The organism is Pseudomonas sp. JR33AA, assembly GCF_021378985.1.
Lineage (GTDB): Bacteria > Pseudomonadota > Gammaproteobacteria > Pseudomonadales > Pseudomonadaceae > Aquipseudomonas > Aquipseudomonas alloputida.
The window spans coordinates 698,593-722,467 of record NZ_JAJSAW010000001.1 but is presented as its reverse complement, the minus strand read 5'-3'; the positions used below and the strand labels follow the sequence as shown (position 1 = coordinate 722,467).

23 protein-coding genes are annotated in these 23,875 nt (G+C 59.5%); 13 read left to right on the top strand and 10 right to left on the bottom strand.

Features of this window, described 5'->3' with window-relative positions; translation table 11 throughout:
- Both LVS58_RS03225 and LVS58_RS03220 read left to right on the top strand, forming a co-directional pair.
- Positions 1 to 1,284, top strand: coding sequence for an arsenic transporter (locus LVS58_RS03225; RefSeq protein WP_233689843.1), 1,284 nt, complete (start codon positions 1 to 3; stop codon positions 1,282 to 1,284).
- A 14-nt stretch (positions 1,285 to 1,298) separates the two neighbouring features.
- Positions 1,299 to 1,769: an arsenate reductase ArsC gene (locus tag LVS58_RS03220; RefSeq protein WP_233689842.1), complete on the top strand. Its 471-nt coding sequence runs from the start codon at positions 1,299 to 1,301 to the stop codon at positions 1,767 to 1,769.
- A 152-nt stretch (positions 1,770 to 1,921) separates the two neighbouring features.
- Here the strand turns inward: LVS58_RS03220 and LVS58_RS03215 are convergent, their stop codons facing one another.
- Positions 1,922 to 2,839: a LysR substrate-binding domain-containing protein gene (locus LVS58_RS03215; protein ID WP_029380745.1), complete on the bottom strand. Its 918-nt coding sequence runs from the start codon at positions 2,837 to 2,839 to the stop codon at positions 1,922 to 1,924.
- A 194-nt stretch (positions 2,840 to 3,033) separates the two neighbouring features.
- On the opposite strand from LVS58_RS03215, the gene LVS58_RS03210 reads away from it, so the two are divergent.
- The 4 genes from LVS58_RS03210 to LVS58_RS03195 all read left to right on the top strand — a co-directional run bounded on the left by LVS58_RS03210 (position 3,034) and on the right by LVS58_RS03195 (position 7,023).
- Positions 3,034 to 3,783, top strand: a complete 750-nt coding sequence (locus tag LVS58_RS03210; RefSeq protein ID WP_233689841.1) for an SDR family NAD(P)-dependent oxidoreductase — start codon at positions 3,034 to 3,036, stop codon at positions 3,781 to 3,783.
- Between the two features lie 67 nt (positions 3,784 to 3,850).
- Positions 3,851 to 5,152, top strand: a complete 1,302-nt coding sequence (locus tag LVS58_RS03205) for an MFS transporter (protein ID WP_233689840.1) — start codon at positions 3,851 to 3,853, stop codon at positions 5,150 to 5,152.
- An 18-nt stretch (positions 5,153 to 5,170) separates the two neighbouring features.
- Complete coding sequence (locus LVS58_RS03200) at positions 5,171 to 6,019, top strand: transketolase (RefSeq protein WP_233689839.1); 849 nt, start codon at positions 5,171 to 5,173, stop codon at positions 6,017 to 6,019.
- A complete protein-coding gene (locus LVS58_RS03195; protein ID WP_233689838.1) occupies positions 6,016 to 7,023 on the top strand; it encodes a transketolase family protein in 1,008 nt (335 codons plus the stop codon). Before LVS58_RS03200 ends, LVS58_RS03195 begins: the two co-directional genes overlap by 4 nt.
- 108 nt (positions 7,024 to 7,131) lie before the next feature.
- On the opposite strand, the gene lpdA is transcribed toward LVS58_RS03195, so the two are convergent.
- Positions 7,132 to 8,532 (bottom strand): dihydrolipoyl dehydrogenase, encoded by a 1,401-nt coding sequence (gene lpdA, locus LVS58_RS03190; RefSeq protein WP_233689837.1) that lies wholly within the window; start codon positions 8,530 to 8,532, stop codon positions 7,132 to 7,134.
- Positions 8,533 to 8,739: 207 nt separating this feature from the next.
- On the opposite strand from lpdA, the gene cfaB reads away from it, so the two are divergent.
- The gene (gene cfaB, locus LVS58_RS03185; RefSeq protein WP_233689836.1) at positions 8,740 to 9,924 is read left to right on the top strand and encodes a C17 cyclopropane fatty acid synthase CfaB; all 1,185 of its coding nucleotides are present in this window, start codon (positions 8,740 to 8,742) and stop codon (positions 9,922 to 9,924) included.
- 85 nt (positions 9,925 to 10,009) lie between these two features.
- Here cfaB and cls read toward each other — a convergent pair whose 3' ends face one another.
- Complete coding sequence (gene cls / locus LVS58_RS03180) at positions 10,010 to 11,449, bottom strand: cardiolipin synthase (protein WP_233689835.1); 1,440 nt, start codon at positions 11,447 to 11,449, stop codon at positions 10,010 to 10,012.
- Between the two features lie 132 nt (positions 11,450 to 11,581).
- Between cls and LVS58_RS03175 the strand changes: the two genes are divergently transcribed.
- Entirely contained in the window at positions 11,582 to 12,109 is a 528-nt protein-coding gene (locus LVS58_RS03175) for a DUF3617 domain-containing protein (RefSeq protein WP_010955846.1), read from the top strand.
- Positions 12,110 to 12,259: 150 nt separating this feature from the next.
- Here LVS58_RS03175 and LVS58_RS03170 read toward each other — a convergent pair whose 3' ends face one another.
- On the bottom strand, positions 12,260 to 12,658 hold the full coding sequence (locus LVS58_RS03170; protein ID WP_233689834.1) for a glutamine synthetase: 399 nt from the start codon (positions 12,656 to 12,658) through the stop codon (positions 12,260 to 12,262).
- 115 nt (positions 12,659 to 12,773) lie between these two features.
- Here LVS58_RS03170 and zigA point away from each other — a divergent pair, with 115 nt between their 5' ends.
- The 3 genes from zigA to LVS58_RS03155 are packed head-to-tail and all read left to right on the top strand — an operon-like array spanning position 12,774 to position 15,614.
- The gene (gene zigA, locus LVS58_RS03165; RefSeq protein WP_233689833.1) at positions 12,774 to 13,982 is read left to right on the top strand and encodes a zinc metallochaperone GTPase ZigA; all 1,209 of its coding nucleotides are present in this window, start codon (positions 12,774 to 12,776) and stop codon (positions 13,980 to 13,982) included.
- The gene (locus tag LVS58_RS03160; RefSeq protein WP_233689832.1) at positions 13,979 to 14,602 is read left to right on the top strand and encodes a DUF1826 domain-containing protein; all 624 of its coding nucleotides are present in this window, start codon (positions 13,979 to 13,981) and stop codon (positions 14,600 to 14,602) included. Before zigA ends, LVS58_RS03160 begins: the two co-directional genes overlap by 4 nt.
- A gap of 40 nt (positions 14,603 to 14,642) precedes the next feature.
- Positions 14,643 to 15,614 (top strand): CobW family GTP-binding protein, encoded by a 972-nt coding sequence (locus LVS58_RS03155; protein WP_233689831.1) that lies wholly within the window; start codon positions 14,643 to 14,645, stop codon positions 15,612 to 15,614.
- On the opposite strand, the gene LVS58_RS03150 is transcribed toward LVS58_RS03155, so the two are convergent.
- On the bottom strand, positions 15,615 to 16,007 hold the full coding sequence (locus LVS58_RS03150; protein ID WP_003253259.1) for a DUF3301 domain-containing protein: 393 nt from the start codon (positions 16,005 to 16,007) through the stop codon (positions 15,615 to 15,617).
- A 120-nt stretch (positions 16,008 to 16,127) separates the two neighbouring features.
- Between LVS58_RS03150 and pdxY the strand changes: the two genes are divergently transcribed.
- Positions 16,128 to 17,000 (top strand): pyridoxal kinase PdxY, encoded by an 873-nt coding sequence (pdxY, locus tag LVS58_RS03145; protein ID WP_233689830.1) that lies wholly within the window; start codon positions 16,128 to 16,130, stop codon positions 16,998 to 17,000.
- Here pdxY and LVS58_RS03140 read toward each other — a convergent pair.
- On the bottom strand, positions 16,997 to 17,482 hold the full coding sequence (locus LVS58_RS03140; RefSeq protein WP_003253263.1) for an acyl-CoA thioesterase: 486 nt from the start codon (positions 17,480 to 17,482) through the stop codon (positions 16,997 to 16,999). The genes pdxY and LVS58_RS03140 overlap by 4 nt on opposite strands.
- Positions 17,483 to 17,821: 339 nt before the next feature.
- Here LVS58_RS03140 and LVS58_RS03135 point away from each other — a divergent pair, with 339 nt between their 5' ends.
- Positions 17,822 to 19,582, top strand: coding sequence for a cation:proton antiporter (locus tag LVS58_RS03135; RefSeq protein ID WP_233689829.1), 1,761 nt, complete (start codon positions 17,822 to 17,824; stop codon positions 19,580 to 19,582).
- A 138-nt stretch (positions 19,583 to 19,720) separates the two neighbouring features.
- Here the strand turns inward: LVS58_RS03135 and LVS58_RS03130 are convergent, their stop codons facing one another.
- The 4 genes from LVS58_RS03130 to LVS58_RS03115 all read right to left on the bottom strand — a co-directional run bounded on the left by LVS58_RS03130 (position 19,721) and on the right by LVS58_RS03115 (position 23,851).
- Positions 19,721 to 20,128, bottom strand: coding sequence for an SMI1/KNR4 family protein (locus LVS58_RS03130; protein WP_003253266.1), 408 nt, complete (start codon positions 20,126 to 20,128; stop codon positions 19,721 to 19,723).
- Between the two features lie 113 nt (positions 20,129 to 20,241).
- Positions 20,242 to 21,096, bottom strand: a complete 855-nt coding sequence (locus LVS58_RS03125; RefSeq protein ID WP_233689828.1) for a Tim44 domain-containing protein — start codon at positions 21,094 to 21,096, stop codon at positions 20,242 to 20,244.
- A gap of 132 nt (positions 21,097 to 21,228) precedes the next feature.
- Positions 21,229 to 23,415: a DNA helicase II gene (gene uvrD / locus LVS58_RS03120; RefSeq protein WP_233689827.1), complete on the bottom strand. Its 2,187-nt coding sequence runs from the start codon at positions 23,413 to 23,415 to the stop codon at positions 21,229 to 21,231.
- Positions 23,416 to 23,533: 118 nt separating this feature from the next.
- The gene (locus tag LVS58_RS03115; RefSeq protein WP_233689826.1) at positions 23,534 to 23,851 is read right to left on the bottom strand and encodes a hypothetical protein; all 318 of its coding nucleotides are present in this window, start codon (positions 23,849 to 23,851) and stop codon (positions 23,534 to 23,536) included.
- Between the last annotated feature and the right edge of the window lie 24 nt (positions 23,852 to 23,875).

Genomic DNA, 23,875 nt, shown 5'->3' with positions numbered 1-23,875 from the left:
ATGTTGATCGCATTTTTGATTTTTCTGGTAACGATGGTTCTGGTGATCTGGCAGCCCAAGGGGCTGGGGGTGGGCTGGAGCGCTGCGCTGGGGGCGGTCGTGGCGCTGCTGGCGGGCGTAGTGAATCTGTCTGATATCCCAGTGGTGTGGCATATAGTCTGGAACGCCACCGCAACGTTCATCGCCGTCATCATCATCAGCCTGTTGCTGGATGAGGCGGGTTTCTTCGAATGGGCAGCGTTGCATGTAGCCCGCTGGGGTAACGGCAGCACCCGCAGGCTGTTCGCTTTCATCATTCTCCTGGGCGCAGCAGTATCGGCGTTGTTCGCCAACGATGGCGCGGCGTTGATCCTGACGCCGATCGTTATCGCCATGCTGCTGGCGCTACGTTTTTCCCCGGCGGCGACATTGGCCTTTGTCATGGCAGCAGGGTTTATCGCCGATACCGCGAGCCTGCCTCTGGTGGTTTCCAACCTGGTGAACATCGTCTCTGCCGACTATTTCAATATCGGCTTCAGCGAGTACGCCTCGGTTATGGTGCCCGTGAACCTCGTCAGTGTTGCTGCAACGTTGGCGATGCTGCTGTGGTTCTTCCGCAGGGACCTTCCGCGCACCTACGACCTCGATCAGCTCAAAGCCCCCGAAGCGGCGATCCGCGACAAGGCGACGTTCGTCGCTGGGTGGTGGGTGCTCGCACTCCTTCTGGTCGGTTTCTTCGTCATTGAACCGATGGGTGTACCGATCAGTGCGATTGCCGCCGTCTGCGCGCTGATCCTTTACCTGATCGCCGCGCGTGGACACGTCATTTCTACCCGCAAGGTACTCAAGGAAGCGCCTTGGCAGGTCGTGGTGTTTTCGCTGGGTATGTATCTGGTGGTCTATGGCTTGCGTAACGCCGGCCTTACCGACTATCTGGCGCAAGTGTTGAATGTATTCGCCGGCTACGGCGTTTGGGGCGCCTCGATAGGCACGGGTTTACTCGCAGCAGGCTTATCGTCGGTCATGAACAACATGCCCACGGTTCTGGTGGGCGCACTGTCGATCCACTCCGCCGAGGTCACCGGTGTGGTTAAGGAAGCGATGGTATACGCCAACGTCATCGGCTGTGACCTGGGACCCAAAATCACCCCCATCGGCAGCCTGGCCACCTTACTTTGGCTGCACGTGCTGGCCCGCAAAAACATCGTCATTACCTGGGGTTACTACTTGCGCACCGGCATTGTCCTGACGCTGCCGATCCTGTTCGCCACCTTGGCCGCGTTGGCCGTCCGCCTGAGCTTTTGAATCGGAGATATCGGATGAAAGTCTTGTTCATGTGCACCCACAACAGTTGCCGCAGCATTTTGTCCGAAGCGCTGTTCAATCATCTGGCACCCGAGGGGATGCAGGCTGTTAGCTCGGGTAGCTTCCCTAGCGGAAAGGTCAATGAGCGGGCGCTGAAGACGTTGGAAAAAGCCGATATCTCCACCGCTGGCCTTTCGAGCAAGGCGTCGGATGCGTTCGAAAGTGCTCCCCCCGACATTGTCATCACCGTGTGCGACCGTGCCGCCGGTGAGGCTTGTCCGATCTTCTTTGGACCGTCACTCAAGGCCCATTGGGGCCTAGCCGACCCATCGGCGGCCACCGGGAGCGAGGCAGAGATCGAAGAAGCCTTCCAGACCACGCTGGCGAAGATCAAGGAGCGCGTACGCGCATTCATTGCGCTGCCTGTCCAGCAACTGAGCCGGGACGAGCTGAAAGCCGAGCTCGCCCGCATCGGCTCGCTTTAGTTTTTGGACAAATTAGAGTCTCCAAATCGCCAAGCTGCGATAACCAATCTACCAGCTAGGCCTTGCTCGAAGCTCCACGCCCGGAGGCTCGACCTTTGCGATCCGCCATTCCGAGCGCGGGTCACAGCACATGCACGCGATCATCAGCATGCTTAAAACACGAAGCCATGCCCGAGCTCCCTCTCCATCCACGCCAGGAAACGCCTGACCCGTTCGAACCCGGAATGCGCTTTCGGAAACACCAGATGATGGGCTGCCACAGGTGCGCTGAAGATGTGTGGCACGACTTCCACCAGTGTTCCGGACGCAAGGTACTTCTGCGCTAATAACGTGCTTTCGAGTGCAAAGCCCAGCCCGTGACTGGCGGCCTCCAGGGACATGTAGGAACGATCGAAGCTCAAGGCGTAGGGCTTTTCCGGGCGGGCGAGGCCGTGTCGAGCGAACCAGGCCGGCCATTTCAACAATGTGGCTTCGGAGAGAATCAGGTCCCGACGCAGTAGGTCCGACGCGTCGTCGATCCTGTGCCGGGCCAGCAGTTTCGGTGAGGCCAGCACGGCAAATGCCTCATTGCCCAAGGTGCGCACCTCGTAGCTGGGCCAATTGGGTTCGCCATGGCGAATGTCGACGTCAATCTTGTCGCGACTGAAATGCAGGGATTCATAGGAGCACGACAGGTTGATCTGGATATCCGGGTGCGCCATACGAAATGCTTCCAGCCTTGGCATCAGCCACAGCAGGCCGAAACTCGGTGACGAATGCAAACGCAGGCAATCGAGGCTGACGTCGCTGCTGGCCCGCTCTGTGGCGACGGAAAGACTGTGCAGAATGCCGGAAACGTCTTTCAGATACTGTTCGCCAACGGGGGTCAGGCTGACGCCACGCGCCGCGCGAAAGAACAGTTGTCGACCAATCATTGCTTCGAGCTTGGCCAATTGATGACTGACAGCCGAAGGGGTGAGGTCTAACACTTCCGCAGCGCGGGCAACATTACCGAAACGAGCAGTTTGCTCAAAGGCCTGAATCGCTCTCAGGGGTGGAAGGGCCGGCGCGGTATCGTCAACAGATCGCATATCAGTCACTTCGCTCGCAGCGCATATTCTTATTGGGACCTCCATTCAATCATCTAGTAATCAGGGTGACGAGTGCTGAATTTTTTTCAGCACCCAATGATTTTTGCGTTATTGCTCAGGGTCTGTGCCGAGACCAAAGTACGCCCATCGATTCCCCTGAATCGACCCTATAAAAACAATCAGAGGTCACATCCATGCTTCTTCAAGGCAAAGTCGCAATCATCACTGGCGCCGCATCGGCACGCGGGATCGGCCGGGCCACTGCGGCCACATTCGCTGCTCAAGGTGCCCGCGTGGTGATCCTCGATCTGGATGAAGCCGCTGCCCGCGATGCTGCAGCGTCTCTTGGTGAAGGGCATCTCGGCCTGGCCGCCAACGTCGCCGATCAGGCGCAGGTAAACCAGGCAGTTGCCCAGATCATCGAGCACTTTGGCCGCATCGACGTGCTGGTCAACAACGCTGGCATCACCCAACCCCTCAAGACCCTGGACATCAAGCACAGCGACTACGACAAGGTACTCGACGTCAGCCTGCGCGGCACTCTGCTGATGTCTCAGGCCGTCATTCCTCTGATGCGCGAGCAACGTTCGGGCAGCATTGTCTGCATGTCCTCGGTATCGGCACAGCGTGGCGGTGGCATTTTCGGTGGCCCACACTACAGCGCAGCGAAAGCGGGGGTACTGGGCTTGGCCAAGGCCATGGCGCGAGAGCTGGGGCCGGACAACGTGCGCGTGAACGCCATCGCTCCGGGCCTGATTCACACGGACATTACTGGCGGTCTGATGCAGGACGATCGTCGCCACGCAATCATCGACGGTATTCCATTGGGTCGTCTGGGCGAAGCGAAAGACGTCGCTAACGCCGCATTGTTTCTGGCCAGCGATCTGTCGACCTACCTGACCGGAATCACTCTGGATGTAAACGGCGGCATGCTCATTCACTGATGCACATTGCGTCAATCCGCGTGGTTGACGCTGTTCTGAATCGATAAAAACAAGAGATCAGACCATCATGATTACCACCCTGTCATTGGACGCGGTTTCGGCCGTGCGCTCCAACGCATACCGCAAGACTGCCTGGCGACTGATGCCGTTCCTGATGCTGTGCTACCTGTGTGCCTATCTGGACCGGGTAAACGTGGGCTTCGCCAAGTTGCAGATGATGAGCGACCTGTCCCTGAGCGAGGCCGTTTATGGCCTGGGCGCCGGCATGTTCTTCATTGGCTACTTTCTCTGCGAAGTGCCCAGCAATCTGATTCTGCACAAGGTCGGCGCACGTCGCTGGATCGCACGGATCATGATTTCCTGGGGGATCATTTCCGCTCTATTCGCCTTTGTTGAAACCGCCTGGCAGTTCTATGCCCTGCGTTTTCTGCTGGGCATCGCTGAAGCGGGTCTGGCTCCAGGCCTGTTGTTGTACCTGACCTACTGGTTCCCTTCCTACCGTCGCGCAAAGATGACCGTACTTTGGTTCGTCGCGATTCCCTTATCGGGGATGATTGGCGGCCCACTGTCAGGCTGGATCATGAATCAGTTCGCAGGTTTTCATGGCTGGGCGGGCTGGCAGTGGATGTTCGTCATCGAGGCAATTCCGACTGTCATCGTCGGCTTGTTGGTACTGAGCTATCTCAAAGATGGCGTGCATCAGGCCACCTGGCTGACCGATGAAGAAAAGGACCTGGTTACCAAGGAGCTCGCCGAGGACAACGCCCAGAAGGTCACTCATGCCTCACCTCGGGAATTCATCCGTGATCGCCGCCTATGGCTGCTGGCCTGCATCTACTTCTGTGTAGTAATGGGGCAGTACGCGATCACCTTCTGGCTGCCGACCCTGATCCGCAATGCCGGGGTATCGGACCCACTGCACATCGGCATGCTGACCAGCCTGCCTTACATGTGCGCCATCGCCGCCATGCTGCTGATGGGCCGTAGTGGCGACAAGCATCGCGAGCGTCGCTGGCACCTGATTGCCCCGATGATCGCTGGCGCCATCGGCCTGACGCTGGCGGCGCTGCTGGGTGGCAACCTGCTGCTGTCGGTACTCAGCCTGTGCCTTGCAGCAGCTGGCGTGCTCTCGGCTTCCTCACTGTTCTGGATGCTGCCCACGACTCTGCTTGGCGGCGTATCAGCCGCGGCAGGTATTGCCGGTATCAACAGTTTCGCCAACCTTGCCGGGTTCTGCTCGCCTTACCTGATCGGCTGGATCACCACTTCCACCGGTTCCAGTGCCATTGGCATGTACCTGATCACCGCAGTGCTGCTCGCGGGGGCCACGCTGGTCCTGCGCATTCCCGCCGCATCGGTCAATCGTTAACTCGCTGGAGTAGTCACTATGACTGTCAACGCACCCGACTCTTCGCTCTCGGCGCTCGCCGAACGCGCGTACAACATTCGCCGCCATGCCCTGCGCATGGGTCAGGTTCAGGGCCAGGGTTATGTCGGCCAGGCCCTCGGCGCCGCTGACTTGCTGGCCGTGTCGTACTTCCATGCGCTGCACTATCAGCCCCACAACCCCGAATGGGAGCAACGCGACCGCTTTTACCTGTCCATCGGTCACTACGCCATCGCCCTGTATGCAGCGTTGATCGAAGCCGGCGTGATCCCCCTGGAGGAACTGGAAACCTATGGTTCGGACGACAGCCGCCTGCCGATGTCGGGTATGGCCGCCTACACGCCGGGCATGGAAATAACCGGGGGGTCGCTTGGCCACGGCTTGGGCATTGCGGTCGGCGCCTGCCTGGGCCTGAAACGCAAGAACTCGGATTCGTTTGTCTACAACCTGCTCTCGGACGGCGAATTGAACGAAGGATCAACCTGGGAAGCCGCGATGTCGGCTTCACATTGGAAACTGAACAACCTCATCGCAATCATCGACGTCAACAACCAGCAAGCCGACGGCTACTCCAGCGAAGTGCTGGCATTCGAGCCCATCGTTGACCGTTGGCAGGCGTTTGGCTGGTTTACCCAGCGCGTGGACGGCAACGACATCGGTGCCCTGGTCGCCGCGTTCGACGCCGCACGCAACCATCAAGGGGCACAGCCGCGGGTCATCATCTGCGACACCAAGATGGGCAAAGGTGTGGACTTTCTCGAGTCGCGTGAAAAAACCCACTTCATCCGCGTCGACGAAAACGAGTGGGATCTGGCATTGCAAAACCTTCAGGTCGGGAGAACCGTATGAGCCGCGTAAACACCACCGAAACCGGCAAAAAGCGCCTGACAACCTCGGCCATGATCGCTTCGATTGCTGCCGAGGGCCAGGCCACCCGCTCAGCGCCGTTCGGCCATGCGTTGGCGGCACTGGCCGAACAGCGTTCGGACATCGTCGGCCTGTCGGCGGACCTGTCCAAGTACACCGACCTGCACATTTTCGCCAAGGCGCACCCGGACCGTTTCTATCAGATGGGCATGGCCGAGCAATTGCTGATGAGTGCAGCCGCTGGCATGGCACGCGAAGGTTGCGTGCCGTTCGCCACCACGTACGCGGTATTCGCCTCACGCAGGGCCTATGATTTTATCTGCATGGCCGTCGCCGAGGAGAACCTCAACGTCAAGATCGTCTGCGGGTTGCCGGGCTTGACCACTGGTTACGGCCCCAGCCACCAGGCTACGGATGATCTGGCCATCTTCCGTGCCATGCCGAACCTGATGATCGTCGACCCCTGCGACGCTCTGGAAATCGAGCAGGCAGTGCCCGCCATCGCCGCCCATCAGGGGCCGGTGTACATGCGCCTGCTGCGCGGTAACGTGCCGCTGGTATTGGACGAATATGGCTACAAGTTCGAGATCGGCAAGGCCAAGACCTTGCGCACCGGAAAGGACGTTCTGATCATTTCCACCGGTCTGATGACCATGCGTTCACTCGAGGCTGCAGCGCAGTTGCAGAAGGATGGCGTCGATGTGGCAGTACTCCACGTACCCACTATCAAGCCACTGGACGAACAAACGATCCTGGCGGAGGCGCGCAAGCCCGGACGTCTGGTGGTCACCGCCGAAAACCATTCGATTATCGGCGGTCTGGGCGAAGCGGTGGCAGGCCTGCTGCTGCGCAACGGTGTAACGCCGACCTTCCGCCAGATCGCCTTACCCGATGCCTTCCTCGATGCCGGCGCCCTGCCGACGCTGCATGACCGCTACGGTATCTCTACCGAGGCAGTGAGCGCGCAGATCAAGGCTTGGCTGTGACTTGATACGTGAAGATAGAGCCGGCCGGCATCAAAGGCGGCTCTATCCCTGTATGCCTGCAAAGCGAATGAAGGTAAGGGCATGGCCTGACGTAGGGAATGGGGCTCGTCAGATTTGCATGGCCATGCCGTCCACATTCATCGCCGCCTGGCGCAGGGCCTCGGAGCGTGTCGGGTGCGGGTGGCAGGTGAGGGCGATATCTTCTGCCGAGGCCGAGAACTCCATAGCCACGCAGAACTCACCAATCATCTCGCTGACGCTTGGGCCCACCAGGTGCACACCCAGTACTTCATCGGTTTCGGCATCGGCGATGACCTTGGCGAAGCCTTCGGTCTCGTGGTTGATCTTGGCGCGGCTGTTGGCGGTGAAGGGGAACTTGCCAACCTTGTAGGCACGCCCTTCGGCCTTGAGCTGCTCTTCAGTCTTGCCCACGGTGGCCAGTTCCGGGCGGGTATAGATCACGCCAGGGATGAGGTTGTAGTTGACCTCGTGGGGCTTGCCGGCGATGCGTTCGATACAGGCCACCGCTTCGTCTTCGGCCTTGTGCGCCAGCATCGGACCCGAAGTGACGTCGCCAATCACCCAGATACCCGGCACTGAGGTACGGTGGTGCTCGTTGCCGAGCATGCCGCGCTTGTCGGCTTCCAGGCCCACGCTTTCCAGGTTCAGCCCTTTGGTATAAGGGCGGCGGCCGATAGCCACCAACACGTAATCGGCTTGCAGCGTTTCTGCGGTACCACCGGCGGCAGGCTCCAGCGTCAGGCTGACGCCATCGGCACCTGCGCTAGCCTGAGTCACTTTACTGCCCAGCTTGAACACCATGCCTTGCTTGGCGAGAGCCTTCTGCAGGGCCTTGGCGGTTTCCGTGTCAGTGCCTGGGCAGATGCGGTCCAGGTATTCGATGACGGTGACCTGGCTACCCAGGCGGCGCCAGACCGAGCCCAGCTCAAGACCGATCACGCCAGCACCGATGACGACCAGGTGCTTGGGCACTTGCGGCAGCGACAGCGCGCCGGTCGAGTCAATGATGCGCTGGTTGTCGACGGTCACACCTGGCAGAGGGGTGGGCTCAGAGCCGGTGGCAATGACGATGTCCTTGGCCTGCAACGCGGTTTCGCTACCATCTTCGGCCTTGACCACGACCTTGCCGATGCCATCCAGGCGGCCCCAGCCTTTGATCCACTCGACCTTGTTCTTGCGAAACAGGTATTCGATGCCCTTGGTCAGGCCGGTCACGCTCTCATCCTTCTGTTTCATCATTTGGGCGAGGTTGAGGGTGGGCTTTACTTCGATACCGAGGTGGGCGAACTCGTCACCGCTGGCAGCTTCGTAAAGCTCCGAAGCATGCAGCAGTGCCTTGGATGGCATGCAGCCGACGTTCAGGCAGGTACCGCCCAAGGTCGAGCGGCCTTCCACGCAGGCAACGCTCAGGCCCAACTGGCCAGCACGGATGGCTGCGTTGTAGCCGCCAGGGCCACCGCCGATGATCACCACGTCATAGGATTTCATGGGTTCAACTCCAGGATGTAGAAGCGCGAGAGGGCCACAAGGTTAAAGTGAGATGCGGAAATTGTATACAATGTGATGCGCGGATAAGAACGCTTGGTTCTAGACCAAGGTCTTGCTTAGAGGAAACATCCCTCAGATGAACTACTCTGATGCGGTGACGTTCGAAATAGTAGGCGTCGTGGCCCATTACGAACAGGAGGGTGTTTCATGCTTGCTCAACTTCCACCTGCATTGCAGAGCTTGCATCTGCCGCTGAGGCTGAAACTGTGGGACGGCAACCAGTTTGATCTTGGGCCTAGTCCTCAGGTCACCATCCTGGTCAAGGAACCGCAGCTGATCAGCCAGTTGACCCACCCAAGCATGGACCAGTTGGGCACCGCATTCGTCGAAGGCCAGCTAGAGCTGGAAGGCGATATCGGTGAGGCTATCCGCGTGTGCGACGAGCTCAGCGAAGCGCTGCTGACGGACGAAGATGAAACGCCGCCCCCACGCTTGTCTCATGACAAGAGCACAGACGCCAAAGCCATCTCCTACCACTATGACGTGTCCAACGCGTTCTACCAGCTTTGGCTGGACCAGGACATGGCCTACTCGTGCGCCTACTTCCGTGAGCCGGACAATACGCTCGACCAGGCGCAGCAGGACAAGTTTGACCACCTGTGCCGCAAGCTGCGTCTGGATGCCGGTGACTACCTGCTCGATGTTGGCTGCGGCTGGGGTGGGCTGGCGCGGTTCGCTGCCCGTGAATATGGCGCCAAGGTGTTCGGCATTACCCTGAGCAAGGAACAATTGAAGCTCGGCCGCGAGCGTGTGCAAGCGGAAGGGCTTGCCGACAAGGTCGACCTGCAGATTCTTGATTACCGCGATCTGCCTCAGGATGGTCGCTTCGACAAGGTTGTCAGCGTGGGTATGTTCGAGCATGTCGGGCATGCCAACCTGGCCCTGTACTGCCAAAAGCTGTTCGGGGCAGTGAGGGAAGGGGGGCTGGTGATGAACCACGGCATCACTGCCAAGCACGTGGATGGCCGACCGGTCGGGCGCGGGGCGGGAGAGTTCATCGATCGCTATGTATTCCCCCACGGCGAGCTGCCGCACCTGTCGATGATCAGCGCCAATATCTGTGAAGCCGGGCTGGAGGTAGTGGACGTGGAAAGCCTGCGCCTGCATTACGCTAAAACCTTGCACCACTGGAGCGAGAACCTGGAGAACCAGTTGCACAAGGCGGCAGCGCTGGTGCCTGAGAAGACTCTGCGGATCTGGCGTTTGTACTTGGCCGGGTGTGCCTACGCCTTTCAGAAGGGCTGGATCAACCTGCACCAGATATTGGCCGTGAAGCCATACGCCGACGGGCATCATGACCTGCCCTGGACGCGGGAAGACCTGTACCGCTGAAGTCGCAGGTGTCACAGCCTTGATATGGCTTTGCAGGAGCGGCCTGGTATTGCGAAAGGCCGCTCTTGCAACGGTCGTGCTCACCTTAAAGAATCGGCGATATCAGCCGCGCAATGCGCATCGCTAATTGCTGTAGCCGATGGGTATCTTGGGTGTCTTCTGCAGTAATTTCCCGCGCTTGTTCGAAGTCTTCGTGGAGCATGCGCTCGACCTGGTCTGCGAAGCCGCGATCGACTGTCAGCAGGGTAATCTCGAAGTTCAGGCGGAACGAGCGGTTGTCCAGGTTGGCACTCCCAATCGCACTGATGTCGTCATCTACCAGCACTACCTTCTGATGCAGAAACCCGGGTTGGTAACGGAACATACGTACCCCCGCACGCACCGCTTCGAAGGCAAACAGGCTGGAGGCGGCGTAGACGATGCGGTGGTCAGGCCGCGACGGGATAAGCACCCGCACATCGACGCCTCGTAGTACCGCCAGCCGCAAGGCGGCAAACACGGCCTCGTCGGGGATGAAGTAGGGGCTGGTGATCCACACCCTGCGGGTGGCCGAATGAATCGCTTCAACGAAGAACAGCGAGCAGGTTTCCTGTGGGTCTGCCGGGCCGCTGGCCAAGGCCTGACACAGCACACCGTTGTCCGGGTAGGTATCGGGCAGGATCAGCGGCGGTAGCTGGCGCGTAGCCCAATACCAGTCCTCGGCGAACGACTCTTGCAGGCAGGCCAGTACCGGCCCACTGATCTGGACGTGGGTGTCACGCCAGGGGGAAAGCTGTGGATGTTCACCCAGGTACTCGTCTCCCACATTGTGACCGCCGATGAAGCCGAGCGCGCCATCCACCACCACAATCTTGCGATGGTTGCGGAAGTTCACCTGGAAGCGGTTGAACCAGCCGCGACGGGTGGCGAAGGCATGGATCTGCACACCGCCGTCACGCAGCATCTGGCTGTAGCTGGCCGGCAAGGCATGGCTACCGACACGGTCGTACAGCACGAACACCTGCACGCCTTCAGCGGCTTTGCGTAGCAAGAGTTGCTGCAGTGCCTTGCCGAGGGTGTCGTCATGAATGATGAAGAACTGCACCAGTACCGCCGAGCGTGCTTTATCGATGGCTGCGAAGATGGCATCGAAGGTGGCCTCGCCATTGATCAGCAGTTTCACCTGGTTATTTGCCAGGCATGGCATGCGACCCAGCTTGGGCATTGCGCGCAGGGCTGTGTAGCTTTCGGACTCGCGGGCGGCAAGGGCTTCTTCAACCCAGGGCCGCCAGTTGAGGTTGGCCATGGCCACGTGCATTTCCTGGTTGGCCTGGCGCCGAGCCTTGATGTAGGCATAGAACGAGCGGGCGCCGAAGATCAGGTAGGGGATCAAGGTGAGGTAGGGGATGAAGAATAAGGGCATCGCCCACGCAATGGCTCCCTGAGCTGTCCGCACGGTGAACAGCGCATGCAGCGCGGCGACTATACCCAACAGATGGATCAGGCCGAGTAGGTAACCAAAGAAGTAGGGGCTGTGGTAATCCATATGCATCCTGCTTGCCGAGTACACTTGAGGTAACAGAACACGTTCCCGGTCTGCCTGCAACCCGCAGCCGGATTTGGCGTCTAAGGCTCAGTCCGGCCCGTTTGACCGGTTTTTTTCCAGGAGCGTTCGTCCATGAAGATTCGTCTGCCACTGTTGGCGTTGGCCCTAGGCATGAGCAGTCCGCTGGTGCAAGCCCAGATGCTGCAACCGGGGTTATGGGAGCTGACCACCAGCAACATGCAGGTCGATGGCAAGCCGCTACCCGACATGGAATTCATGCTCGGCCAGTTGAAGAACCTGCCGCCAGAGCAGCGCGCAATGATGGAAGGGGTGTTGGCCAAACAAGGGGTCAGTGTAGGAGGCAAGGGTGTGCGTTCGTGCCTGACACCAGAACAGGTGGCAACGAATGACATTCCGCTGCAGGACCCGAAATCGGGCTGCACTCAGAAGATTACCGACCGTACCGGTAACGTGTGGAAATTCCAGTTCAGCTGCCCGAAGGCACAGGGTAGTGGCCAGGCGACATTTCTCAGTGATCGGGAATTCACCACCCAGGTCAGTGGCACATTCAACGCTTCGGGTGTACAGCAGCAAGGCAGCATGAACACGCGTGCGGTGTGGCTAGGCAATGACTGCGGTGCGGTCAAGCCGCGCAGCTGAAATCCCATTGCCACTGGCTGGTGGCAACCGCGTCGTGGGCATGCAGGCTCTGTTGCCGATCGAGCAGCCGAGATGGCAGTTCCAGAAGTCGGAAGGGAAACGAATAGTTCCACGTGGAACATTTCATTTTCAGTCCTTACCTCGACGCGGTTACGGCATAGCTTTACGGCCACGGCAGCCCTTGATCAAGCTGCAATGCAGCCAGAAGCGCTCCCCGCTGGAACTGGATACGCGGTTCAAGGTGGTCCAGCCTACTCGGCGGCTGTAACCCACCCAGGCCTCACCATTGCTGGCCAGGCCGGTAAAAAAACTCAACGTGCCATAGCGACTGTTGGTTTGTGCCCATAGTCGGCGGCTGCTGAGGTCGTAGCCGCGAAGGTAGAACGTGCTGCCTTCGGTGCGCACGCTGTAGTAGTTGCCTTTGCCGTCCTGGCAAGCGAACAGCGTCGCGCTTCGAGTACAAAGGGCCAATGCGCTGTTTTGCGGCATGGCCAATAGCGAGGCAGGCATGACAAGCAACAGCAATGCCATGAGCCGTGGCAGATTCATTTTTCATCCTCTGAGAGCACTCGTCCGTCGAGAACCACTTGGCGAAATTGTATTGTTACTTTATAACATTATGCAATGCATCGTTTCGAATGCGTCTGTCTGATAGAGGATCGTCATGCCCACTCGTCTTCCCGTCACCGTGCTATCCGGCTTTTTGGGCGCCGGAAAAAGCACGCTGCTCAACCATGTGCTGCGCAACCGCGACAACCTGCGGGTGGCGGTCATCGTCAACGATATGAGTGAAATCAACATCGATGCCAGCGAGGTGCAGCGCAATGTCAGCCTCAACCGCGCTGAGGAGAAACTGGTCGAGATGAGCAACGGCTGCATTTGCTGCACGTTGCGCGAAGACCTGCTTGAGGAGGTTGCACGCCTAGCCGAAGAAGGGCGTTTCGATTATTTGCTGATCGAGTCCACCGGTATCTCAGAGCCACTGCCAGTGGCGGAGACCTTCACGTTCCGTGACGAGCTGGGTCGCAGTCTGTCCGATATGGCGCGACTGGACACCATGGTTACCGTGGTCGATGGCTTGAACTTCCTGCGCGACTTTCAAGCAGCAGACAGCCTGACCAGCCGTGGTGAAACGTTGGGCGAAGAAGACGAGCGCTCGATCAGTGATTTGCTGATCGAACAGGTCGAGTTCGCAGATGTGCTGCTGGTGAGCAAGATCGACCTGATCAGCCAACATGAGCGCGAAGAACTCATCGCCATTCTGCGCAGCCTGAATGCTCGGGCGCAGATCCTACCCACGGTCATGGGCCAAGTGCCGCTGGCACGTATCCTCAACACCGGGCTGTTCGACTTCGATCAGGCGGCCCAGGCACCAGGCTGGTTGCAGGAGCTGCGCGGTGAACATGTACCAGAGACCGAAGAGTACGGTATTGCGGCCATGACTTGGCAGGCCCGTCGCCCGCTTCATCCACAGCGCTTTTATGACTTTATCCACACGCACTGGAGCAACGGAAGACTGCTGCGTTCCAAAGGCTTTTTCTGGTTGGCCAGCAAATATCAGGAAGCGGGCAGCTGGTCGCAAGCGGGCGGCATGATGCGCCATGGTTTGGCTGGCCGCTGGTGGCGCTTCGTGCCACGCGAGCAGTGGCCACAGGATGTGGATAACACGAACGCGATCTTGAAACACTGGACCGTTGAGACCGGTGATTGCCGCCAGGAGTTGGTGTTTATTGGGCAGAATATCGACTTCCGAAAGTTATCCACAGACCTCGATGCATGCCTGTTGACGGACCAGGAAATGGAATTGGGTCAAATGGGCTGGCTGCGTTTACCTGACCCATTTGGCCCATGGGTTGAGGAGGCGGCAGCGTGAATCTGGCTCACCGGCCTGTGGGTATCTTTCAGGTGTTTGGCGAGACGCCCAACGTGCTGGCCGAAGTGTTGCAGGATGGCGTGAACCTGGCCGTCTGGCGGCGGCGCTTGCCGGCACAACTGGAGGACTTTGCCGCGCTGCTGATCAGCCTTGGTGAGCCCTTGGCCGATCAGCGGGTGATTGATGTGGACGAGCAGAAGCCGGTATTGCCAGATCTGCTGCGCGAAGCAGCAGATTTGCAGGGATACGAGGCTTTCGTAGCTGATGTGACGTGGTTAGTGGCGGCTTATACCTGTCTGGTTGGCGCACGTCGGGTCGGGTTGCGCTTGCGCGTTTTGAACGCTCCGATGTGCCCGCGCTTCCATGTGGATAACGTACCGTTGCGCTTGCTCACCACTTACGTCGGCCCAGGTAGTGAATGGTTGCGAGAGCGGGATAGCTGCCGTGGAGACTTACACACAGCTCAGTCATCTGTGGATAACATCCAGCGCCTGCAAGCCGCCGAGGTTGCGATACTTAAAGGCGAAAAATGGCAGGGTAATGAAGGGGCAGGCCTGGTGCATCGGTCACCCTCGACGCAGCAGGGGCGTGTGCTACTCAGCCTTGACTGGCTGGCCTGACGGCGCATAGTGAGGCATCACCGCCGCCTGAAGGCACCTCATGCTGCAGAACATTCCCACCCACGTAATTGCCGGCCCGCTGGGTGCTGGCAAGACCACGCTGATCCGTCACTTGCTGGCCCAGCGCCCAGCCAACGAGCGCTGGGCGGTATTGATCAACGAGTTCGGCCTTGTCGGCCTGGATGCGGCCTTACTCAGCCGCGACGAGGACGGCATCGCCATAGGCGAGGTCGCAGGTGGCTGCCTGTGCTGTGTCAACGGCATGCCGTTCCAGGTGGGCCTTGGACGACTGTTGCGCAAATCGCGGCCTGACCGGCTGTTTATCGAACCTTCCGGGCTCGGCCATCCATTGCAACTGCTGGCTCAGCTGCAACAAGCTCCTTGGGTTGGAGTGCTGACAATTCAGCCACTCTTGATGGTTGTGGATGCACAGGCCATGGCTCGAAACGAGCCACTACCAGAGGCTCAACAGCAGGCTTTCAACGCCTCTGAAAGCGTGGTTTTCAACAAGGCAGAGGTTGTGGATGAAATATATAAGTTGTTGATAAGTAATAAGTTCAAGGAAAAGAAGATCATGTGGACGGTGCAGGGGCAGTTGCCTTTGTCCGGTCTCCCGACGGTATCTCCACAGATTGTTGACAGCCCATCCTTGAAAAGCAGGATTGTCGACAATCCTGGCATCGCCCCAGCAACACTGTGGGCGGACCCCCGTCAGCCGATTTGCCTTGTCCAGCAGGGGAAGGGCGGTTGGAGTATTGGCTGGCGGTGGCACCCTGGCCAACAGTTTTATCCACAGCGGCTAGAGGCTTTCTTGCGCGCTTGGCCATGGCGACGGGCCAAGGGCGTTATCCACAGCATGGAGGGCTGGCAGTCATTCAATGGGCTGGATGGGAAGATGCCTGCTTGGCAGCCCAGCGACTGGCGCAAGGACACCCGTCTCGAGCTGATTTTCGATCAGCCGCAACCGCAACCCGCATTGCAAGCCGGGTTGGATGAATGTCGCGTCAGTTGATCAGTTGCGCCAGCGGTTGTGCTCCTGGCGCCATTGCTGCATCTCTATGACGTTGTCGGCGCGTGGTGGGGTCTTGATTTCGAACGGGTAGGGCGCCAGCTCGATCTGCACGCTGTGGGCGCCGAACTGGGTCGCGGTGCCGGGGTGACGTTGCTCACCCGTGACGGTGAATTCGAAGGCATAGACGCGTGCCAGGCGCTTGCGGCCATTGGCATCCCGGACAAAGGCGATGCGTTTGAGCGCTACGGCATCGTCAAGCAACTCCAGGTCGAGTTTGGCGCAATGCTGTTTGACCCGTTCCAGGGCCTTTTCACGTAACCCATGGTTGTGCCACAACCAGGCGCCTGCCGTGGCTACCAGCATCAGGACGAAGAGGTTCTCCAGGGTCAACATTTGCATATGCTCCAAACAGGTAGATCCAGCTTAACTGCGTTCCTGGCCTGTCGTACAGGTGGCAATCGAGTTCATACTGCGCTGCGCACAATCCTTGAAATAGCTTTGGAAACCTCCCGCATGAAACGTACCCCGCACCTGCTCGCCATTCAGTCCCACGTGGTGTTCGGCCACGCCGGCAACAGCGCCGCGGTATTCCCCATGCAGCGTATCGGGGTCAATGCCTGGCCACTCAATACTGTGCAGTTCTCCAATCACACACAGTATGGCCAGTGGGCGGGTGAAGTGCTTGCCCCAGCGCAAATTCCTGCGTTGGTGGAAGGCATTTCCAACATCGGCGAGCTGGGCCACTGCGATGCGGTGCTTTCCGGCTACCTGGGCAGTGCCGAACAAGGGCGAGCGATCCTGGCCGGCGTCGAGCGGATCAAGGCGGTAAACCCAAAAGCGTTATACCTGTGCGACCCGGTCATGGGCCACCCGGAAAAGGGCTGCATCGTGCCGCCTGAAGTCAGTGAGTTCCTGCTTGACGAGGCTGCAGCCACAGCGGACATCCTGTGCCCCAACCAGCTGGAGCTGGACAGCTTCTGTGGGCGCCGCGCCCAGTCGCTGGAGGATTGCGTGAACATGGCGCGCAGCCTGCTGCAGCGTGGGCCGCAGGTTGTACTGGTCAAGCACCTGGCTTACCCCGGGCGGGCCGAAGACCAGTTCGAAATGTTGCTGGTGACCGCCGAACACAGTTGGCACTTGCGCCGTCCACTGCTGGCGTTTCCGCGTCAGCCGGTGGGGGTGGGTGACCTGACCTCAGGCCTGTTCCTGGCGCGTGTGCTGCTCGGCGACAGCTGGGTACAGGCATTCGAATTCACGGCTGCGGCAGTGCATGAAGTGCTGCTGGAAACCCAGGCCTGCGCCAGCTACGAATTGCAGTTGGTACGGGCCCAGGACCGCATTGCGCACCCACGGGTGCGCTTCGAGGCGCAGTTACTGGCGCTTTAAATGGCGTCGGTTTTCAGGTCCTGATAGCGCTTTTCCAATTCCTGGCGGATCTGCCGGCGCTGCTGGCCTTGCAGGAAGCGGCGCTTTTCTTCGCTGCTGTGCGGCTGACGTGGTGGCACCGGCACCGGGCGGCGGTTGTCGTCGACCGCGACCATGGTGAAGAAGCAGCTGTTGGAATGGCGCACCGAGCGTTCGCGAATGTTCTCGGTCACGACTTTGATGCCAACCTCCATCGACGTGTTGCCGGTGTAGTTGACCGACGCCAGGAAGGTCACCAGTTCACCCACGTGTACGGGTTCACGGAAGATCACCTGGTCGACCGACAGGGTTACCACATAACTGCCGGCATAACGGCTGGCGCATGCATAAGCCACTTCGTCGAGGTACTTGAGCAGGGTGCCGCCATGTACGTTGCCAGAAAAGTTGGCCATGTCCGGGGTCATCAGGACGGTCATGCTCAGCTGGGCGTTTCCAGGTTCCATAGTGTGCTCACGGTGAGGTTGCGCTGAATCGGGCGAATGGAGGGCGTCATCTGCTGACACTGCTGTTCCCCTCTTTTGAATGTGCCTTGCTGATACGGGACGTTGGCTGGCGCATCATCGTCACGCTGATCATGCCATCAGCGGCCCTTTTCCAGCCGATCTGTTTCTGCATATTGCACTGGCTTTTTGCGGCGGAGTGCGATGTTAACCTGAGTACGCCCATGCAATATGGGTGTTCCCGGATTCAATACAGTATGTACTTGCTGCTCGCTCAGGTTTGCCTCGGCAGAGGAGCGGTCTGCCCAGGCATTCACAGGACGAGAAAAGGAGTATCACGCCATGCATGCCATCAGCTTCATCCAGGACTTGGCGGTCATCATGCTGGTCGCTGGCGTGGTCACCATTCTTTTTCACCGTTTCAAGCAGCCCGTGGTGCTGGGCTACATTGTCGCCGGCTTCATCATTGGCCCGCACACTCCGCCGTTCGGTCTGATTCATGACGAAGACACCATCAAGACCCTGGCCGAACTGGGGGTGATCTTCCTGATGTTCTGCCTGGGGCTCGAGTTCAGCCTGCGCAAGCTGTTCAAGGTCGGTGCAACGGCGTTCATCGCAGCGTTCCTGGAGATCGTCCTGATGATCTGGATCGGCTTCGAGATTGGCCGCTGGTTTGGCTGGAGCACCATGGATTCACTGTTCCTGGGCGCCATCCTGGCCATTTCTTCCACCACCATCATCGTCAAGGCGCTCAACGACCTGAAGATGAAGAACGAGCGCTTTGCCCAGCTGATCTTCGGCGTGCTGATCGTCGAGGACATTCTGGGTATCGGTATCATCGCCCTGCTGTCGGGCATCGCGGTCAGCGGTACGGTCAGCTCGGGTGAAGTGTTCTCCACCGTCGGCAAGCTGTCGCTGTTCATGATCGTCGCCTTGGTCATCGGTATTTTGCTGGTGCCGCGGTTACTGGCCTATGTCGCCAGGTTCGAAAGCAACGAAATGTTGCTGATCACTGTTCTGGGCCTGTGTTTCGGCTTCTGCCTGTTGGTTGTGAAGCTGGAGTACAGCATGGTGCTAGGCGCTTTCCTGATTGGCGCGATCATGGCCGAATCACGCCAGTTGCTGAAAATCGAACGCCTGATTGAGCCTGTACGCGACCTGTTCAGTGCCATCTTCTTCGTCGCCATCGGCTTGATGATCGACCCTCAGGTACTGATCGACTATGCCTGGCCAATCGTTGTCATCACCCTGGCGGTGGTACTGGGCAAAATGCTGTCTTGCGGCATGGGGGCATTCATTGCCGGCAATGATGGGCGTACGTCTTTGCGTGTGGGCATGGGGCTTTCGCAGATCGGCGAGTTCTCCTTCATCATTGCCGCGCTGGGCATGACCCTGCAGGTGACCAGCGACTTCCTTTATCCGGTGGCGGTGGCCGTATCGGCAATCACTACGTTGCTGACACCCTATCTGATCCGCGCGGCTGACCCGTTGTCGCAGAAACTGGGCAATGTAGTGCCTGCTCGCCTCGCACGCGTGCTGTCGTTGTATGGCGAGTGGTTACGCAATATTCAGCCGCAGGGCGAGAATGCCATGCTGGCGTCGATGATCCGGCGCATCCTGTTGCAGGTTGGGGTGAACCTGGCGCTGGTGATCGCCATCTTTTTCAGTGGCGGCTACTTTGCAGGGCGTATCGGCAATTGGCTCAACGAGTGGGTCAGCGATGTCAGCCAGCAGAAGGCCGTCATTTGGGGGGCTGCATTGTTGCTGTCACTGCCATTCCTGATCGCCGCATACCGCAAGCTCAAGGCACTCTCGATGCTGCTGGCAGAGATGGGCGTGAAGCCGGAAATGGCCGGGCGACATACCCAGCGCGTGCGCCGTGTGATCGCCGAAGTGATCCCGCTGCTGTCGCTGCTGGTGATTTTCCTGCTGCTGTCGGCATTGTCCGCCAGCATTCTGCCCACCGGCGAATTGCTGCTGGTGATTGCGGTGGTAGCTGCGGTGGTGGTGGCGTTGTTGTGGCGCTGGTTCATCCGCGTGCACACGCGCATGCAGATCGCGTTGCTGGAGACGCTGGAGAACAGTCGCGAAAACTCGCACTAAGGGGAGGGGTTGTGCCCTGGGCAATATTCCCGTTCGCCGAGGTGATAAGGCTATAGCGATGTCGCCAGGCTTAGAAAGCCTGGCGATTTTAACTACCTTGAGGCGCTAGGATCGAGGCATCTCTAAAGGCGCTAGCGATCAGCTCTCCAGCCAGACATCTCGCGCCCAGTGCCACACCGATTCCCAGCTGTCTTCGCCGACAATTTCCTCTTCGGCATCCCACAGCACCACAGTGCCGTCTTCTTCCACGCAATAGTAGTTGTCGCCGTCCTGGCACAGCGGGATCAGGTCACGCGGTACGCCGGCATCCCAGGCGTTGGAGGCCACATCTGGCAGGTAGGTGTGCGACTGCGGATCTGTGACGGTAACAGGCTCCAGGGAGCCGTAAACCACATCACTTACGGTCAGCAGAAACTCTTTGAACACGAATGGAATATTGATGAACAGCTGCTCTTCGATTTCTACCAGCTGGTCTTCATCGGGAAGCTCCAGGGGCACCGGTACCGGCTCATTCGCTTCACGGAGTTGTTCGATCACTTCTTCCACGGTTCACTTCCTCTCACCTAGATGACAACGCTGCGCCTTATACCCTAGTAGCCCACTTTGGCAAAAGCAAAAACCCCGGGCAAGCCCGGGGTTCTCTGTTTATCACGCAGCGGTTAGCCGTTTTGACGGATACCGGCTACCAGCCAAGGCTGGTTTTCGCCTTGGGCGCGAACCATGTGCCAGCTTTCGCTGAACACTTCGCCCTGGTCGAAGCGGGAATTCTTCGACACGCCACGGAAGGTCAGGGTAGCGTCGGTGCGGTCGGCGCGATCATCAACACCGTCCAGTTGCACTTCCAGGTTATCGATGTAGGTAGACTGGAAGCCGTCACCCAGTTCAGCGCGCTCACGCTTGAGGAACTCAAGCATTTGCGGGGTAACGAACTCGCTGATCTTGTCCATCTCGTTGGCATCCCAGTGCTGCTGCAGCGACTGGAAGTGGTTACGGGCTGCAGCCAGGAAGCTCTGCTCGTTGAACCAGGCCGGCGCGTTGATCACCGGGGCGGCTGCAGCAGCAGGTGCGGCCGAACCACCGAAAATCGACGGCTGCGCAGGCTGAGCGTGAGCCTCACGCTGCATCGGCGCATGACCCGGCATGGCCATTTGTGGCTGCTGCTGGCGGCGGCGCGCGGCGATGAAGCGGAACACGAGGAAGGCGATAAGCGCCACGATCAGGAAGTCCATGATCTGGAAGCCTTCGAAACCGTCGCCCATGAACATGGAAGCCAGCAGGCCACCGGCGGCGAGGCCGGCCAGTGGGCCCAACCAGCGCGAAGCACCGCTGGCGGCAGCCGGTGCACGGCCAGGTGCGGTCGGCGCGGCTGCAGGCGTGGTTGGCGTAGCCTGGCGGGTCTGGTGGATAGGCGCGGAGCCCGAGCTCTTGCCGCCGCCGAAACGCTTGGCGTTGGCGTCCAGGCTCAGCGTCAGGCCGACGCAGAGCGCCAGTGCGATGCTAAGAAAACGTTGCATAATTGGGATATCCCCTGTTGTGGATTGCACGCGCGTCATGGTGCACAGGTTCCCGGGCACATGACCAGCGACATAGTGTTTCGAGCTTTTGCCTGAATGTTACAAAGTTGGCAGGCCCGACCCTTGTGGGCGTTACACAGCCTCGAGCTTGGCATACCCCAGCATCAGCCATTTGCTACCTTCGGCAAAATTCACCTGCACCCGCGCCTGAGCGCCAGAACCCTCGAAGTTGAGGATCACGCCTTCGCCGAATACCGCATGTTGCACACGCTGGCCAAGGTTGAACGCGGTCTGCGGAATGCTGGCATTGGCGAACAGGTTGCTGTTGGTGGCCGTCTTGGCCCCGCCGAACGGGCGGCTGACGCTGTTGGACAGGCGTACTTCCTGAACCAGGCCGGCCGGAATTTCACGCACGAAACGCGACACCTTGTTATAAGTCTCGCTGCCATAAAGGCGACGTGTTTCGGCGTAGGTCATGACCAGCTGGCGCATGGCGCGGGTGATGCCTACATAGGCCAGGCGTCGTTCCTCTTCCAGGCGGCCGGGTTCTTCCAGGCTCATCTTGTGCGGGAACAAGCCTTCTTCCATGCCCACCAGGAACACATAGGGGAACTCAAGGCCTTTGGCGCTGTGCAGGGTCATCAGCTGGATGCTGTCTTCATGCTCGTCAGCCTGAGTATCGCCAGCTTCGAGTGAGGCGTGGCCAAGGAAAGCCGAGAGCGGGGAAAGGTCGGCGTCTTCGTCGGTGGACTCGAAGTTGCGTGCCGCACTGACCAGTTCCTCAAGGTTTTCTACCCGTGCCTGGCCCTTTTCACCTTTTTCTTCCTGGTGATAGGTGATCAGGCCGGACTGTTCGATGGTGGTCTGGGTCATGGTATGCAGCGGCATGTCCACAACCTTGGCGGCCAGCCCCTCGATCAGCTCGATAAAGGCCCCCAGGGAACTGGCGGCGCGGCCTTTCAGGGCCTTGGCGGCGAGCAGCTGGCACATGGCCTCCCACATGGACAGCTGGCTGTGGCGGGCGTGCTCGCGGATGGCTTCGACGGTTTTTTCGCCAATACCGCGCGGCGGCACGTTGATCACCCGCTCCAGAGCGGCATCGTTGCCACGCCCTTCGATCAGGCGCAGGTAAGCCATGGCATTCTTGATTTCGGCACGCTCGAAGAAGCGCTGGCCGCCATAGATGCGGTAGGGGATGCGCTCGCGCAGCAGGGCTTCTTCCAGCACGCGCGACTGGGCGTTGGAACGGTACAGGATGGCGATTTCGTTGCGTGCATTGCCCTGCTTGACCAGGCTCTCGATGGTTTCCACGACATAGCGCGCTTCGTCGTGCTCGTTGTAGGCCGCGTACAGGGTCAGTGGTTCGCCTTCGCCCATGTCGGTCCACAGTTCCTTGCCCAGGCGCCCGCTGTTGTTGGCGATCAGCGCGTTGGCTGCCTTGAGGATGCCGCCGGTGGAGCGGTAGTTCTGCTCCAGGCGGATCATTTCGGCGTCGGGGAAGTCGGCGGTGTACTGGTGAATGTTCTCGATCTTGGCGCCGCGCCAGCCATAGATCGACTGGTCATCATCGCCTACCGCCATCAGGCTGTCGCCACCGCGCGCCAGCAGGCGCAACCAGGCGTACTGCACGGCGTTGGTATCCTGGAACTCGTCCACCAGCACGTGGCGGAAGCGTCGCTGATAGTGCTCCAGCAGGCCCGGGTGGTCACGCCACAGGTCCAGGGCGCGCAACAGCAGCTCGGAGAAATCGATCACACCGGCGCGCTCGCACGCCTGCTCGTAGGCCGTATAGACCTCGCGCATGGTCGCCAGGAACAGGTCGCCCCCCGCCTGGATATGCTGCGGGCGCAGGCCTTCGTCTTTCTGCCCGTTGATGAACCACTGGGCCTGGCGTGCCGGCCACTTCTGCTCGTCCAGGCCCAGCTCGCGCATGACCCGCTTGATCAGGCGCTGCTGGTCGTCGCTGTCGAGGATCTGGAAATTCTGCACCAGCCGCGCTTCCTGCCAGTGCGCCCGCAACAGGCGATGGGCCAGGCCGTGGAAGGTGCCGACCCACATGCCTGCCGGGTTGATGCCCAACAGTTGCTCGATCCGATGGCGCATTTCTGCTGCGGCCTTGTTGGTGAACGTCACCGACAGGATCGAGTGCGGCGATGCCTGCTCGACCTGGATCAGCCAGGCGATGCGGTGCACCAGCACGCGGGTTTTACCGGAGCCGGCGCCAGCGAGCACCAGTTGTCGCCCGAGCGTGGCCGCGACGGCCTGGCGTTGAGCATCGTTGAGGGAGTTCAGCAGGAGGGAGAGGTCATCTGTGTGCATCCGGCCATTCTAGGGCGCAGCAGGGGAAGGGTAAATGGCACTGTATAAATATTCACCCTGCCAAACATACAAAGCGGCCACTACAGGCGATGCGCTTGCAGTGGCCGCCGCGTCTACATCAATGGGTTTCCACGATGTCGGTGATGCAGGCGATCAGTTTACGGTCGTGGATAATGTCCACCCTCGGGATCAGACCGTGCTCGTCTTGCGTTTCGAACGTCACTTCCTTGTCGCAGGCAACCTGCATGAAGTTACCGTCCTGATGCTGCAGTTCAAGCTCCAGGGCCAGTGCAAAGGACTTGTCCTGCTTTCTGCGCTTGACCAGTACCGGTACTATGCCTGGGTGGCTGACGGTGATGGTCCCGTTCACCCGCAGGCGGGTGCCTGGTGGCATTTTGTCGTGCTGGGCTTGCCAGTCTTTGCATTCGATGATCATGGTAAAACTCCTGTCCTGGAAAGC